This is a genomic window from Spirosoma sp. KCTC 42546, assembly GCF_006965485.1.
In the GTDB taxonomy this organism is placed as follows: Bacteria; Bacteroidota; Bacteroidia; order Cytophagales; family Spirosomataceae; genus Spirosoma.
Map to the genome: position 1 here is coordinate 476,978 of NZ_CP041360.1, position 14,546 is coordinate 491,523.

Here is a 14,546-nt window from a genome sequence, read left to right on the forward strand (position 1 = left end):
CAATTACCAGTTATGAATTGACCCATCAGGGGCCTTCAACACCGGGTGCGGGAACTTCGTATTGGCTGTAATTTCCATCAGGAATGTGGCCTTCTTCGGGTCGAACTTTACACCTAAACCCGGTTCAGGATTTAGATATAATTTGCCATTTTTGAAGTTGACCAGGTCTTCGTTGAAATAAGCAGGACGCTCGGGTTCACCGCCACCCAATTCCATCAGGCAGCGCATGGGGCTGCTGGAACCCAGCACATGAACCAGTGTAGCGGTGGCCAGTGGCCCAGTGAAGTGCGGAATCATACCCACATAATGAGTCTCACACATAGAAGCCAGCTTCTTGAATTCGGAAATGCCACCCGTATTGGGGAGGGTGAAGCGGGTGTAATCGATCAGGTGCTGCTCAATGAATGTATTGCTATCCCAGCGGTCGCCAAACTGCTCCCCAACGGCAATGGGTACGTTGGTCATGGCTCGTACCGTTTTGTATACGTCCGGGTTTTCTGAGCGTACAATGTCTTCTACGAAATACGGTTCCAGGTTTTCGAGAGCTTTGCAGATTTTGATCCCCTCGGTCGTATCAAATCGGGTATGCAGGTCAATAGCCCATTTGCCACCACCGCCTACAGCTGCGTCGATTCGTTTACACAACTCAATCGTTTTCTTGGCGTTGTCATAAAAATCAAAGGGTTGTTCACCATTGCCACCCGTTGGGCCAATCCGATAGGCTCGTAAACCGGCTTCAATACAATCGCGAGCCCGTTCCTCTTCAGTTTTGGCCTTCGATGCCCGAAATCCGGTGGCATAACATTCGACATACTCACGCGTGGCCCCGCCCAGCAGTTCATACACAGGAACACCCAGTGCCTTGCCTTTTAGATCCCATAGAGCCATGTCTAAGGCCCCTTGTGCATGGAGTTTTTCGCGGCCCGGTGGATAAAACATACCTCGGTAAAGGTTCTGCCAGATGTGTTCGATGCGGAAGGGGTTTTCGCCAATCATCATCTGAGCGCACTGCTCGATCATGTCTTTGGAACCTCCTTCGCCAATGCCGATGATGCCCCCATCGGTTTCGATTTCGACGATACCACGTGCCTGATTGAAGAGGGGCTTGTTGTAGCCCGGTGCCGCGTAATACCGGATTTTGGTAATCTTTAATTTAGGGGGTGCTGCTAAAGCTTGGCTTAGGGGTAAGCCAGCCCATACGGATGCTGAACTGACAAGGGCTGATTTGAGAAAATGTCTTCGTTGCATAGATAAGGGATAAATAGGTTGCTTAATCGTTTAAGCAAATAGGTAAATAAACTATCAATTCTTGTTTTTTTGTTTTGAAGAGGCTCTGCTTACCAATTCTGCTGTCATAAGTACCTGCGTGGGTTCATTGAGATGATCTTTCATTTTTTTAACTAATAACGTAACCGCCGTTTTCCCTAGAAGCCCTATCGGTTGTTTGAGATAGGTAATTGGGCAATAGTAAAGGTCAAATGCTTCGGCCTGTCCAAAACTAACAATGGCCAGATCATCGGGTACTTTCAGGCTTAATTCATTGAGGTACTTTAAGCCGTTGATCGCCAGCCCATAAGTAGCAAAAAGCAGGGCATCAACGGGTTGAGTAACGGTGGTTAGCTCGTTGATGGCAACTCTTACTTCCTGCTCAATGTGATTAATGCGAATTTTTTTCAGCCACTCGTTTATAAATGGTAGTTCATTGTCTTGCAAGGCATCCCGATACCCACGTATGCGTTCCTGCATGTGATACATATCGGATTCGTAGGCAATCATCCCAATCCGTTTATAGCCATTGGAAATCAAGTGATCTGTTCCATCATAGGCGGCTTTATAGTGATCGGTGGAAACAAAATCCGATTGAATGTCGGGGAAGTACCGGTCCAGCAACACAAACGGAATATGCTTCTCTTTCAACATCAATACCTGCTCCGAGGAGCCTTCGGCAGAAACAACAATGAAGCCGTCTACCTGTCGTGTTATCAGTACATCCAGTAAGTCCCGGGATTTATCGGCGTTCTCGTCCGAACTGCCAATAATAACGGTGTATCCATTTTGCTTTGCTTCGTCTTCTACAATCCGGGCAATGTTGGCAAAGAAAGGGTTCGATATATCCGCGATAATCAGGCCAATTGTTTGGGTTTTGCCGCTTCGCAAACTCTTGGCCAGATAATTAGGCTGATAATTTAATTCAGCCGCGATCTGCCTGATTTTACCCGCGATCTCCTCACCAACCCGACTTTCTTTCTCCTTCCCATTCAGCACGTAGGAGACTAACGCTGTCGAAACCTGTGCTTTCTGAGCAATATCTTTTAACGAAACTTTCTTTTTACTCACCTGGAGTTGCAGCGTTTATTTTTTAGATTGTACACTACGATTAATTGCTTTTTAATACGCCAAATATAAGCTTAAACGATTAAGTATTGTACGATAAGTGATTTTTTTTGTTTTTTTTTATGAATGAGTACTAGAGCATTTCATGCAAGCTTCTTCTAATTCAGGATAACCGCTCGCCTGAGTTTCTCCAATTCACCTTCGATTGGCGCTGATTGTCTGATCATTCGTGTTTAGGGAATCTTAAGACGCATAGGATCTGCAAAACGAGCACTTTAACCCAATAGATAGTTGTATCTCACTGGTGACATAATTAGCTCTGCCGCTGTTTCTTAATAAAATAGTAGTTATATTGCACACAGGGTTCCAGAGAACAAAAAACGCCGGACTCATCACAGTTCCGGCGTTTGTGCATTCTTTTCTTAACTTAAACGCTTACGAGCGTCAACTTAATGACGCATTCATTACACCAATGTTGCACTCAATAACCACTGTTATTTAAGTGGTCAAATAGGTGTACAAGTGGTCAATAAAAAAAGCCGGGACTTATGGTTCCGGCTTTTTTGTGTCAATGGCAAAAAGGTTAGAGAGGTTCTGAACAGAATTGAACAATTTCCTTAGTTTTGTTGTACGCATCAAGGATTGTTGGCAATAACTTAATTGCCAGACCAGTTAGCGTTATAAGCGAATGGATAATGTAAAATGAATAATGACCGATGAAAATTAGCTTGGTAATCAGAGTAGATGCTAGCTGCATTAACCATTATTCATTTTACATTGTCCATTTACTTAATACCAAGGTGCGGGTAAATCGTAGTCTGCTGTTGGAGATTATCAACCCAATGTAGCCGATAGTGGTAGTAAAATAACCACGTACAAATTGCCAGTCTACCTAACCACAAAAGCGAAGTACATTTGCTTTCAAACCAGCATTTCTACATGAATACGAAATCAACCCTAAGCCTATATCCCTGGAGACGCTTTTATCCCAAAGGAGTCCCGGAAGAAATTAATCCGGATGCTTACCCATCATTGGCTGCCCTTTTAGAAGAGGGTTGTCGTCGATTTACGGATCGCCCTGCTTATGCATGCATGGGTAAACAGATCACATTTGGTGAATTAGAGATGCTATCCGCTCAGTTTGCATCGTTTTTGCAAAATGATCTGGGCCTCCAGAAAGGGGATAGACTGGCTATCCAGATGCCCAATACGCTACAATATCCAGTAGCTATGTTTGGTGCTTTGCGGGCAGGTTTGGCCGTAGTCAATACGAACCCGCTTTATACCCCCCGAGAAATGCAGCACCAGTTCAAAGACTCGGGCGCAAAAGCCATTGTGATACTGTCCAATTTTGCCAGTAATCTGGAAAAAATCATAGACCGTACAGACATTCAGCATGTTGTAATCACACAGTTGGGCGATTTGCTGGGCTTTCCCAAAAAGCAGATCGTCAATGCCGTGGTTAAGTATGTCAAAAAACTGGTGCCTGCTTATAAGCTGCCTGAAGCTATATCGTTCAATGATGCCTTGAGCCGGGGACGTACGCAGCCCTTTAAGCCAGTAGCCATTCAGAATACGGATCTGGCGTTTGTTCAGTATACGGGTGGCACAACAGGCGTTTCGAAAGGGGCTATGCTGACCCATCGGAACATCATATCCAACGTAGAAGGGCAGCACTACTGGATGAAGCCAGGTGGTGTACCCGAAGGTGAAGGCATCATTGTGGCTGCATTGCCTCTTTATCATGTATACGCCTTGACAACGAACGCATTAGCGGCTTTGAAAAGCGGGGATATGAACCTGCTCATTACCAATCCCCGCGATATGAATACATTCATTGACGATCTGAAAAAATATAAAATTACGGCCTTTACGGGGGTCAATACCCTTTATAATGGCCTACTTAACAACCCACGCATTGGTGAAGTCGATTTTAGCCATCTGAAAGTTACCTCGGCTGGAGGTATGGCCCTGCAAACATCGGTGGCCGAACGTTGGGCTAAACTTACGGGGAATACGCCCTGCGAGGGCTATGGACTTACTGAAACGTCGCCGGTACTGTGCTCAAACCCTATTGATGGTACCGTGCGTGTTGGAACGATTGGTATTCCCTGGCCCAGTACGGAGATGAAAATTATTCGCGAAGATGGTACTGATGCGCCCATCGGTGAAGCCGGTGAGATTGTGGCTAGAGGCCCGCAGGTATTTAAGGGATATTATAATCGCCCTGAGGAAACGGCCCAGTCTATGATGGGTGATTGGTTTAAAACCGGCGATGTTGGTGTGATGAACGAAGACGGGTTCTTTAAGATCGTTGACCGAAAAAAGGATATGATCTTGGTATCGGGCTTCAATGTGTACCCGAACGAAATTGAGGATGTTGTAGCCCAGTGTCCAGGTGTGCTGGAAGTAGCCTGTATAGGTGTTCCCGACGAAAAATCGACAGAAGTAGTCAAAATTTTTGTCGTAAAGAAAGATCTAAATCTCACTACTGAGGCTATCAAAGAATTCTGCCGCGAGAATCTAACTCCCTACAAAGTGCCCCGCGTTATTGAGTTCCGGACGGAGTTGCCTAAGTCGAACGTAGGTAAAATCCTGCGTAAACCCCTTCGTGACGAAGAACTGGCGAAGTTGAAGAAATAAATGTTTTTGGTGAAGTAAGTGGAGTGGGTGTAATAGGTCAAGTGAGGAAGACTACTTTCACCTATTACGCCCACTCCACTTACTTCACCAAAAACCAAATTAAGCTGCTAACAGGGATTGGGCGGGTTTAGCTTCGAGTATGAGTAGCTCTTGTTGAAATCCTTTTACCTGTTTGATAAACCGGCTGGCTTTCCGGCGCGATACTTCTATTAAGTCTCCATTGACCAGGCTTACGCTGAGTTGTTGGTGCTCTGGATGGAGAGCTTCTATATACAGCAGATTGATAATGTTTTTTTTGTGAGGTCGCACAAATACTTTTGGTGACAGGCGGCTCTCCATTTTCTTTAACGTGAGCGATACCATTAACTGGCTGCCATCGGCAAAGTGAAATAAGGTATAGTTTCCTTCCCCCTCTAACCGCACAATACGATGCATAGGCATTTTCTTACGACATCCCCAGAAGGGGAGGGTTAAATCAGGCAGCGCAAATTGTGGGGCAATTTGCTCAACATACACATTCGTAAGTGGTTTGGCCAATAAAGGTGTTTTCATACTAGATTGGTGGTGTGAATAAACGAGCCGTAAATAACTTAATCAAGAAAGATCAGTTAGTATGCTTCTGCTCTAGCAAGTTTACACAAAATTCAGTATCAAGCAATTAGGAAGATTAAAATTTATTTTTGTACAAAAACATTGTTCCTGAAACTCGTATCGGTGGCTTAAAGCAATAGGTGAAATCTAGGCTTGATTAACGCATAATAACGGGTCTAACGAACTTATTAAGTCACTTTCGCCTTCACAATTGCAGAACCAGTCTCATAAGAATCAGCATGGCAACCCTGCTTGATTTAGTCGGTAATACCCCATTGGTTGAGTTGAACCGCCTGAATCCAAATCCTAAGGTTAAATTATACGGTAAACTTGAAGGTAATAATCCTGGCGGTAGTGTGAAGGACCGGGCTGCGGTCAGCATGATTCAGGGTGCTCTAACCAGAGGAGATCTCAAACCGGGAATGAAGTTGATTGAAGCAACCAGCGGCAATACCGGCATTGCTTTAGCCATGATTGCGCGGTTGTATGACATCGAAATCGAGTTAGTGATGCCTGCGAACTCAACGCGTGAGCGGGTCTTGACGATGGAAGCCTTTGGTGCAACAGTCACCCTGACAGAGACGATTGAAAATGCCCGCGACTATGCTGAAGAACAGGTAGGGAAAGGGGGCTTTCTGATGCTCAATCAGTTTGGTAATCCTGACAACTATTTGGCTCATTATCGCACCACAGGCCCCGAAATCTGGCGCGATACCGATGGAGAAATCACCCATTTCGTTTCATCAATGGGTACTACGGGCACAATTATGGGTACTTCACGCTATCTGAAAGAACAAAATCCCGCCGTACAGATTGTAGGATGCCAGCCTACGGATGGCTCCTCAATTCCGGGAATCCGGAAATGGCCAGAAGCCTATTTGCCCAAAATTTTTGAACCCCAGCGTGTCGATCGGGTCATGGAAGTATCCGCAGATGAAGCCACCTTGATGACGCGCAAATTAGCCAGCGTTGAAGGCGTTTTTGCGGGTATGAGCAGCGGAGGTGCCGTTCATGCAGCTAGTCAACTGGCGCAGGAACTAGAGTCGGGCCTAATCGTTTGCATCATCTGTGACCGGGGAGATCGGTATTTATCATCGGACTTATTTGGGTAAACCTAACCAATTTTTGAAAGCCGTTTAGGTTTATAGGCGTATTTTTGCGGGTATGTACAAGCGCATTATCCTACCGATCTTGTTTCGTTTCGACGCCGAAACCATTCACCATACCGTTACGACTTTACTCAAACTAGCACTGGCGATTCCAGGAATATCGGCTATTTGCCGAAAACTATACGTTCTGGAGGACAAACGTTTAAACCGAACCGTTTTTGGCCTGACATTTCCGAACCCAATAGGCATGGCGGCTGGCTTCGATAAAAATGCCGACTTAGTGAGTGAGTTAAGTGATCTCGGATTTGGGTTTGTGGAGATTGGAACGGTAACTCCGCGCCCCCAGCCGGGTAACGACCGCCCCCGTTTGTTTCGTTTGAAAGCTGATGGCGGGTTAATAAACCGAATGGGATTTAACAATAAAGGAGTTGGTCCGGCGGCTGAACGACTTCGGCACTTTTCCCGAAATCGGGGAAATAGGCAAGTGATTGTTGGGGGTAATATTGGCAAAAATAAAGATACGCCCAATGAAAGTGCATTGACGGATTACCTGCTTAGTTTCCGGGAGTTATTCGATACTGTCGATTATTTCGTAGTGAACGTTAGTTCGCCAAATACCCCTGGCTTACGTGATTTGCAGGAACGCGAACCGCTCACAAAATTGCTAACCGCTCTTCAGCAGGAAAATCATCAACGTACCGCACCTAAACCAATTCTGCTAAAAATAGCACCTGATCTGACGAATGGGCAGTTAGATGATATTATCTCCATTGTAGCAGAAACAGGCATTGCAGGCGTCATTGCGACTAATACAACCATCAGCCGCGCTGGTTTGAGAACAAGTCCGGCGGATGTTGAGCAGATTGGTGCGGGTGGAGTGAGTGGGCAACCCTTGCGTGAGCGATCTACTGAGGTGATTCGGTATTTGCATCAGCAATCGGGGGGTACATTCCCTATTATTGGTGTTGGTGGTATTGCTTCGGCCGAGGATGCTCAGGAGAAACTACAGGCCGGTGCCAGCTTGGTGCAGGTTTATACCAGTTTTATTTACGAAGGCCCAGGTTTGGCTAAGCGTATCAATAAAGCACTAATAGGGAGTAGTTTGCAAAAGTAAACATTACATACTATCCGCTGGGCCCTCCCTTTATAAGTCTCCCATTCAATAAGGAATCGCAATATTTTGCGACACTACACGCTTTTTCGTTAAAAAGTGGGAAATTTACCCTACTGCGATAGCTTTAACCCAACGCAAATGGCACAGCCAACGACATCTCCACGCCAGAATACGCTCCGACGAACCACCGACAAGAATGAACCTCGTCCGCGCATACCGAATGGTAAACCGGCTGGCCGTTCTCAGGGGCCTTCATTTAACTGGGGAGCTGCGCTCGACCGGTGGTTTACGGACCAGCGTTCGACCCTGACACTCGGCGTTTTAATGATGGTTATTGCAATTGGCTTGATGGTCGCTTTTATATCCTACTTGCTCAATGGTCCTGCCGACCAGAGCGTGGTGGGGGCTGCTTTCTCGGAGCCATTGGCCGAATCGGCTACCGAAACCCGAAATTGGGTTGGGTTAGTTGGCGCTTATATCGCTCACGCGTTTGTGTTCCGTTGGTTTGGGGTAGGGGCGCTTGCCTTGCCGATCATTGTATTCCTGGCGGGTTACAAACTGACGTTTAAAATTGAGTTGCTGCCTTTAAGTCGAACAACTACAGCTTTGTTATTCGCTGCTGTCTGGTGTAGTCTTATTCTAGGCTATATCGTATTGGTAACAGACTCAGCCGAAACGGCCAGTATCTGGTGTGGAGGTATTGGCTACGAACTGAACGCTGCACTTTATAGCCTGTTTGGCTGGGGAAATTTGGCCTTCATCAGCTTTCTATTGTTCTTGTTTGTTGTCTATTTCTTCGATATCCAGCATATAAAAATGCCGAGTTTTTCGAGGCCGGTTCGCCCTCAAACTCGGAGACGCTCTGATAACCCATTGCAAACCTATGAGGAGAGTGAGTTTGAGCAGAATGAAGATAACGAGTTCGAAGATCAGGAAATGGCAGAAGAGTCCATACCGAATGCGACAATCGAACCAGTTAATTCGTTCGTAAACAACCATGAGGTCGATGCGGATACGATCCCGCAAACACCAGTTGCCGAGAATACGCCAAAAACAACCGGTGTTACACTGACCATCAAAAATCGGGATGTCATACCAGACGATCAAGTTGATGATGAAGAACTCAGTGCTACACCAGCTCCCACGTTTGAACCAGACCCTTTTGACGATGATGACTTAGTTGCCGTGCATGGTCTGTATGATCCTACTCTTGACCTGCCGCAATACCAGTACCCAACCAACGACCTGCTGACCGAGTATCAGAATAGCCGAAAAGCACAGGTTTCGGATGACGAACTGACGGCTAACAAAGAGAAAATCGAAAATACGCTGCGGAATTTCGGTATTGAAATCGACTCCATTCAGGCGTCTATTGGACCTACGGTCACGCTGTATGAGATTATACCGGCCAAAGGCGTTCGGATTTCCAAGATTAAGAGTCTGGAAGACGATATTGCCTTAAGCTTATCGGCTTTGGGTATTCGTATTATTGCCCCGATGCCCGGCATGGGAACCATTGGTATTGAGGTACCGAATAAGAACCGCGAGATGGTATCAATGCGGTCGATGATTTCGAGTGAGGCTTTCAGTAGCAGTAAATTCGACCTGCCAATCGTGCTGGGTAAAACCATATCGAATGAGATTTATGTGGCCGATCTTGCCAAAATGCCCCACTTGCTTATGGCTGGGGCAACTGGGCAGGGTAAGTCCGTTGGGTTGAATGTGCTCCTTACTTCACTGATCTATAAGAAGCACCCCTCGCAGTTGAAACTCGTTCTGGTTGACCCTAAAAAGGTTGAACTAACGCTCTTTAACAAGCTGGAGCGGCATTTCCTGGCAAAACTGCCCGATGCCGAGGAGCCTATTATTACCGATACCAAGAAGGTTGTCAACACGCTGAATTCGCTTTGTATTGAAATGGATAACCGTTATAATCTGCTGAAAGATGCGGGTTGCCGGAATCTGAAAGAATACAACGCCAAGTTTGTAAAACGTCGGCTCAATCCCGAAAAAGGCCACCGCTTTCTGCCATACATCGTCCTGATCGTTGATGAGTTAGCCGACTTGATGATGACGGCAGGTAAAGAAGTTGAACAGCCCATTGCCCGCTTGGCTCAGTTAGCACGGGCTATTGGTATTCACCTGGTTGTAGCTACGCAACGGCCATCGGTAAACGTGATTACGGGGCTAATCAAGGCCAACTTCCCCGCTCGTTTGTCGTTTAAAGTAACGTCAAAAATAGACTCACGCACTATTTTAGATACGGGTGGAGCGGAACAGTTAGTAGGTATGGGCGACATGCTGCTCTCATCGAACTCGGAAATTATCCGGCTACAGTGCCCTTTTGTTGATACGAACGAGATTGAAGATCTCTGCGAATATGTAGGCAACCAGCGTGGTTATGATGATGCTTACGCACTTCCTGAGTTTGTTGGCGATGAGGGCGGACAGAACGACGAAAAAGATGTGGATCTCGATAATCGGGACCCAATGTTCGATGAGGCTGCCCGGTTGATTGTTATTCACCAGCAAGGCAGCACGTCCCTGATTCAACGTAAGCTCAAACTCGGCTATAATCGCGCTGGACGCCTGATTGACCAATTGGAGGCTGCTAAAATTGTGGGCGCATTTGAGGGTAGTAAAGCCCGGGACGTACTTGTTCAGGATTTACAAACGTTAGAAGAAATCTTAAAAAGACTTAAAGGAGACTAGTTGTGAACTAGATCGCGTAACTATTAAACTTTTCGCTTAAAATTCCCGTCTAAGTACTATACAATAACCTGAAGAGAGGAGTAACACCTATAAAAATGAAAAAAATAGCATTGATGCTGAGTCTGGCTTTCTTAGTAGTCCTACCAGCCTTAGCTCAGAAAGACAAACGCGCACAGGGTATTCTGGATGCGATGAGCAAACAATACAAATCGTTAAAATCCTATCAGGCAGCGTTTACTTACACAAGTGCCGGAGCAGGAGCAAAAGAATCCTACAAGGGTGATTTAACGGTTAAGAACGAAAAGTTTAGACTAGTGTTGGGTGGTCAGGAGGTATTTACGGATGGCAAAGTGATGTCAACCTACATCAAAGAATCCAACGAAGTAAATGTACAGGACTATGATGCCAGTGGTAATGGCGAATTGAACCCGACCCAGATCTATACGATTTATAAACGTGGTTTCGATTACAAGTTCTTAAAAGAACAAAAACAGGGTGGTCGCACACTGGAAGTGATTGAACTAACACCCAATCGGCCCAAGAGCCCTATTGCAACGATACAAATTTCGGTTGACAAAGTAGATAAATCAGTTCGTAATTGGCTGATCATTAACAAGGATGGTAAAAAGACTTCGTATACAATCACGAAGTTCACCCCTAATGTGAATACCCCCGATTCATATTTCGTTTTTGATAAATCGAAGTACCCGGGCGTTGAAGTTGTAGACTTAAGGTAATCTGAGTATAGTAAGTGAAATAGGTGGAGTGAGTGTAGTAGGTTTTCAACTTATTACACTCACTCCACCTATTTCACTTACTAAACTTTTGCTCCAAACGATAAATCGCCCGAATCGCCCAGACCCGGAACGATATAAAAATGTTCGTTAAGGTGATCGTCAACGGCTCCCAGCCAAAGATGGCACTGGGGTAATTGTTGCTGCACATAACGAACGCCTTCTGGGCTGGCAATGACGGCCGCAATATGCGTTTGAGCCGGAATTCCATAACGCAACAGAGCGTGGTACACTTTTTCGAGCGAACGGCCCGTAGCCAGCATAGGATCGCACAGAATCAGGACTTTTCCACTTAGATCGGGGCTGACGATGTAGTCCATCGCAATTTCAAATTCTTCATTCTCGGATGACGAACTGCCTCGATACGCTCCCGCAAACGCGTTCTCTGCCTGGTCAAAGTAATTTGCAAATCCCTGATGAAACGGGAGTCCAGCACGGAGGATAGTAGCCAGAACTGGTTGTTGTCGAAGGACTTGCGTACTGGAAATGCCAAGTGGAGTCTGCACATCAATATTCTGGTAGTGCAGCTTTTTTGAGATTTCATACGCCATCAATTCACCGAGTCGTTCCAGATTTCGGCGAAACCGCAAGCGATCCTGTTGAATGGAAACATCTCTGAGTTCGGCGATGAACTGATTGGCTAACGAGGGCTGCTGGGCAAAAACAAACATAGTTTGTGGGCTTCTTTCGGCGTAAATTAGCCCCAAGGTTGGCGTATATCCAAACCAATTGTCTAATTTAAGCGGCTCATTGGGTCCAATCGGTTATATAATCAGCCTATCAGGGCCAACAGCCAGTAAGTTACATGCGCAGCAACGTTTACGTTTTCTGTTTTCTTTTCCTTTCGTTAAGTGTTCGGGCTCAAAGCCCATTTGTGCCACTCAATACAGATTATTATCACCTGATTGATCGGCTGGAAATTCGCCAAAACAGTTGGGCGGAGGGGTTTCATAGTTCTGTAAAGCCGTATAACCGCCAGAGTATCATTCAGTTAACCGACAGCATAATTGATCACCCTGGCCGCGGCTTATCAGATACCGACTACTTTACAATCGACTATCTACGTAATGACAGTTGGGAATGGGTATCCCCCAATGATACAGCTCGGAGAGACCCTTTTACCCGGCATTTGAGGGCACCCATGTCTGTTGGTGATAGCCGTAAACCTTTCCTGAAATACTTTTACCAGAAAAAAGCAGATTTCTATAGTTTGCAGACACCCGATATTGATTTGCATGTAAATCCGGTGTTTTACGTTGGTGCAGGTGCAGATATTACATCCAGCTCAACAGACATTCGGACGAACAACAAGCAGACTTTATTTGTCAATACACGAGGCCTGGAAGTGCGAGGAACTATTGGGAAGAAGTTAGGCTTTTATACGTTCTTTTCCGATAATCAGGCTATTTATCCCGAGTACATTCAGCGATATGGACAGACGTATGGCCAGACCTATAGCGCTGTGGGCGATACATCGTTTACGGCACCAGGTGAAGGATTTGTGAAACAATTTCGCTCGAATGGTGTCGATTTCCTGTCTGCTCGTGGGTACATTACACTAAATGCACTCAAAGTCATTAATATCCAGTTTGGCCATGACCGAAATTTCTTTGGTAATGGTTTTCGGTCGCTGTTACTGTCCGACAACAGTCCACCGTATTTATTTCTGAAACTGACAACACGCTTAGGGAGTAAAATTCAGTACACAAATCTGTTTACGTCCTTGCAAAATACGCAGGCGCCAAGGCCTCAGGATGATAAGTTAATTCCGCCCAAGTTTGCGGCTATGCACCATCTGAGCATTAACATTAGCGATCACGTTAATGTTGGGGTATTTGAGTCTGAAGTATTTAGCCGGGATCGACTGGATCTTAGCTACTTAAATCCAATTATTCTCTATCGTTATGTCGAGTCGAGCCTGGGTAGCAGCGACAACGCATTTATTGGTCTTGACTTTAAAGCAAACTTCTTGTCTCATTTTTTGGTCTATAGCCAGTTTATGCTGGATGAGTTTCGGCTTAAGCCCTTACTGGCAGGCAAAGGAGACTGGACCAATAAGTTTGCCTTACAAGTAGGGGCCAAATATATTGATGCGTTCAACGTACCGAATCTGGATTTACAAGCTGAATTTAATTTAGCCCGCCCATTTACCTATTCCCACGAATCATCGGCTACCGTGAGTGCGGGTCAAACCAATTATGCACATTATAGCCAGCCACTGGCACATCCGCTGGGCGGCAATTTTATGGAAGGTCTGGGTATTGTCCGGTATCAGCAGAAGCGATTGTCTATTAACGGCATTGCAGGGATAATGATGTACGGTGCCGATCCTACGCCTGATATTAACTATGGTGGCAACATACTGAAAGACTATACATTCCGGATTCGTAATGAGGGAAATTTTATTGGCCAGGGCCGTAAAACAATAATTACTTATGCTGATGTGCGGGCATCTTATATGATTCGGCACAACGTATTTTTAGAAGGTCGTTTGCTTTACCGATTCCAGGATAGCCAATACCGCCCCGATAGTTATACCGAACAAGTGGGTAGCTTTGCCCTTCGCTGGAATTTACCGTACCGCAACTGGGTTTTTTAAACCGTCATAAACTTATTCCATGTTGGATCTTATTCGCCAGGAACTGACCGAAGCTCAGTCAGTCCTGGACACCTTTCTGAGTAGCCCCGAACAACTTTCAGCCATTGAACAGGCGGCTAAAGTTATGGCCGATGCTCTTAAGAACGGCCGTAAAATTATTTCCTGCGGCAATGGGGGCTCCCACTGCGACGCTATGCACTTTGCAGAAGAGCTCTCGGGCCGTTATCGCGATAATCGCCGGTCACTGGCAGCCATTGCTATTTCGGATGTGAGCCATCTTTCCTGTGTGAGCAACGATTTTGGTTACGATTTTGTGTTTTCGCGCTTTATCGAAGGCTTAGGAAATCAAGGTGATGTGCTATTAGGCCTCAGTACAAGCGGTAATTCGGGGAATATTATTCGCGCCGTTGAGGCTGCTCGTGAAAAGGGTATGAAGGTGATTTTGCTAACGGGAAAAGACGGCGGTAAACTCGCCGGGAAAGCCGACGTCGAAATTCGGGTGCCGCACTTCGGCTACGCCGACCGTATTCAGGAGATTCATATTAAGGTCATTCACCTGTTTATTCTGCTCATTGAAAAACAGGTTATCTGAACCGGGATTTTTATGATTTTACTGACTGACTATGATTTTTATTATGTATTTGCTTTCA

At 45.8% G+C, this 14,546-nt stretch carries 11 protein-coding genes; 7 read left to right on the forward strand and 4 right to left on the reverse strand.

Translation table 11 applies throughout. The features are described from left to right. Positions 1-3 precede the first annotated feature (3 nt). A complete protein-coding gene (locus EXU85_RS02045) occupies positions 4-1,248 on the reverse strand; it encodes a mandelate racemase/muconate lactonizing enzyme family protein (RefSeq protein ID WP_142770474.1) in 1,245 nt (414 codons plus the stop codon). Between the two features lie 54 nt (positions 1,249-1,302). Then, positions 1,303-2,337, reverse strand: coding sequence for a LacI family DNA-binding transcriptional regulator (locus EXU85_RS02050; protein WP_142770475.1), 1,035 nt, complete (start codon positions 2,335-2,337; stop codon positions 1,303-1,305). Positions 2,338-3,273: 936 nt separating this feature from the next. On the opposite strand from EXU85_RS02050, the gene EXU85_RS02055 reads away from it, so the two are divergent. Further along, on the forward strand, positions 3,274-4,977 hold the full coding sequence (locus tag EXU85_RS02055; protein ID WP_142770476.1) for an AMP-binding protein: 1,704 nt from the start codon (positions 3,274-3,276) through the stop codon (positions 4,975-4,977). Positions 4,978-5,076: 99 nt separating this feature from the next. Here the strand turns inward: EXU85_RS02055 and EXU85_RS02060 are convergent, their stop codons facing one another. Next, positions 5,077-5,529, reverse strand: coding sequence for a LytTR family DNA-binding domain-containing protein (locus tag EXU85_RS02060; protein WP_142770477.1), 453 nt, complete (start codon positions 5,527-5,529; stop codon positions 5,077-5,079). Positions 5,530-5,807: 278 nt separating this feature from the next. Between EXU85_RS02060 and cysM the strand changes: the two genes are divergently transcribed. The 4 genes from cysM (at position 5,808) to EXU85_RS02080 (ending at position 11,240) form a co-directional block, all read left to right on the forward strand. Beyond that, positions 5,808-6,680 (forward strand): cysteine synthase CysM, encoded by an 873-nt coding sequence (cysM, locus tag EXU85_RS02065; protein WP_142770478.1) that lies wholly within the window; start codon positions 5,808-5,810, stop codon positions 6,678-6,680. A gap of 52 nt (positions 6,681-6,732) precedes the next feature. Beyond that, positions 6,733-7,791: a quinone-dependent dihydroorotate dehydrogenase gene (locus EXU85_RS02070; protein WP_142770479.1), complete on the forward strand. Its 1,059-nt coding sequence runs from the start codon at positions 6,733-6,735 to the stop codon at positions 7,789-7,791. A 138-nt stretch (positions 7,792-7,929) separates the two neighbouring features. Continuing rightward, positions 7,930-10,503 (forward strand): DNA translocase FtsK, encoded by a 2,574-nt coding sequence (locus EXU85_RS02075; protein ID WP_142770480.1) that lies wholly within the window; start codon positions 7,930-7,932, stop codon positions 10,501-10,503. A gap of 95 nt (positions 10,504-10,598) precedes the next feature. Then, positions 10,599-11,240, forward strand: a complete 642-nt coding sequence (locus tag EXU85_RS02080; protein WP_142770481.1) for an outer membrane lipoprotein carrier protein LolA — start codon at positions 10,599-10,601, stop codon at positions 11,238-11,240. 80 nt (positions 11,241-11,320) lie between these two features. Here the strand turns inward: EXU85_RS02080 and upp are convergent, their stop codons facing one another. After that, positions 11,321-11,968, reverse strand: coding sequence for a uracil phosphoribosyltransferase (gene upp / locus EXU85_RS02085; RefSeq protein ID WP_142770482.1), 648 nt, complete (start codon positions 11,966-11,968; stop codon positions 11,321-11,323). Between the two features lie 134 nt (positions 11,969-12,102). Here upp and EXU85_RS02090 point away from each other — a divergent pair, with 134 nt between their 5' ends. Then, the gene (locus tag EXU85_RS02090; protein WP_142770483.1) at positions 12,103-13,896 is read left to right on the forward strand and encodes a hypothetical protein; all 1,794 of its coding nucleotides are present in this window, start codon (positions 12,103-12,105) and stop codon (positions 13,894-13,896) included. Positions 13,897-13,915: 19 nt separating this feature from the next. After that, positions 13,916-14,488: a D-sedoheptulose 7-phosphate isomerase gene (gene lpcA / locus EXU85_RS02095; protein WP_142770484.1), complete on the forward strand. Its 573-nt coding sequence runs from the start codon at positions 13,916-13,918 to the stop codon at positions 14,486-14,488. Positions 14,489-14,546 lie beyond the last annotated feature (58 nt).

Bases quoted from the DNA above. Each gene is read 5' to 3' on its own strand.
- EXU85_RS02090 (WP_142770483.1), top strand. From the start codon at position 12,103: ATGCGCAGCAACGTTTACGTTTTCTGTTTTCTTTTCCTTTCGTTAAGT.
- EXU85_RS02080 (WP_142770481.1), top strand. From the start codon at position 10,599: ATGAAAAAAATAGCATTGATGCTGAGTCTGGCTTTCTTAGTAGTCCTA.
- upp (WP_142770482.1), bottom strand. From the start codon at position 11,968: ATGTTTGTTTTTGCCCAGCAGCCCTCGTTAGCCAATCAGTTCATCGCC.
- EXU85_RS02075 (WP_142770480.1), top strand. From the start codon at position 7,930: ATGGCACAGCCAACGACATCTCCACGCCAGAATACGCTCCGACGAACC.
- EXU85_RS02060 (WP_142770477.1), bottom strand. From the start codon at position 5,529: ATGAAAACACCTTTATTGGCCAAACCACTTACGAATGTGTATGTTGAG.
- lpcA (WP_142770484.1), top strand. From the start codon at position 13,916: ATGTTGGATCTTATTCGCCAGGAACTGACCGAAGCTCAGTCAGTCCTG.
- EXU85_RS02070 (WP_142770479.1), top strand. From the start codon at position 6,733: ATGTACAAGCGCATTATCCTACCGATCTTGTTTCGTTTCGACGCCGAA.
- EXU85_RS02055 (WP_142770476.1), top strand. From the start codon at position 3,274: ATGAATACGAAATCAACCCTAAGCCTATATCCCTGGAGACGCTTTTAT.
- cysM (WP_142770478.1), top strand. From the start codon at position 5,808: ATGGCAACCCTGCTTGATTTAGTCGGTAATACCCCATTGGTTGAGTTG.
- EXU85_RS02045 (WP_142770474.1), bottom strand. From the start codon at position 1,248: ATGCAACGAAGACATTTTCTCAAATCAGCCCTTGTCAGTTCAGCATCC.